Source organism: Micromonospora aridisoli, from assembly GCF_056150025.1.
In genome coordinates, this window is sequence record NZ_JAXCFK010000073.1 from 1 (window position 1) to 638 (window position 638).

The window sequence follows — 638 nt, forward strand, 5'->3', positions numbered from 1 at the left end:
ATCGCGATGTACCTGCTGCGCGAGCTCACCGACATGTCCCTGCCGAAGATCGGCCAGGAGCTCGGCGGCCGCGACCACACCACGGTGATGCACGCCGACCGCAAGATCCGCACGCTGATGGCCGAGCGCCGGCAGATCTTCAACCAGGTCACGGAGCTCACCAACCGGATCAAGCAGCAGCAGCGCGAGGGCTGAACCCGGCCCCACCCCTCCTCGAAGGCCCCGGCGGAGCACCGCCGGGGCCTTTTCGTGTAGTTCGTCCACAGGCTCCGCCCGCGGGATCCCGGGCCCGGGGGCACCCTCCTGCACAGGATGTCGGCGCTTGTGGAGTGCCTGTGCACAGGACAGAACCCACACCTGTGGATAAAATTGTGGATTTCTTCGTACTTGACAAACTGTTTTGGCCTTCTGTTAAGGGTTTTCTTTAAATTGATCATTTTTTAACCAATGTTTTTTGTTATTAATAATCAACAAGTTAACCATGTAAATAGAATCATTTTAAAAAAATTTTTTAATTTTTTTTGATGAGCATTCGAACAAATCAGCTTGATTTTTTGAAAGAGTCGAAATAAAAAAAATTACACAAATCTTCTTTAAGTAATATTTTTTGATAAACTCTTTTGCAAGTTTTGAGTACC

1 protein-coding gene is annotated in these 638 nt (G+C 49.4%); it reads left to right on the top strand.

Annotation, left to right across the window (positions count from 1 at the left end; translation table 11 throughout):
- Positions 1–195 (top strand): helix-turn-helix domain-containing protein (locus tag SM447_RS29405; protein ID WP_474576122.1); only part of this gene is annotated, 195 nt, incomplete at its 5' end.
- Positions 196–638: the final 443 nt, after the last annotated feature.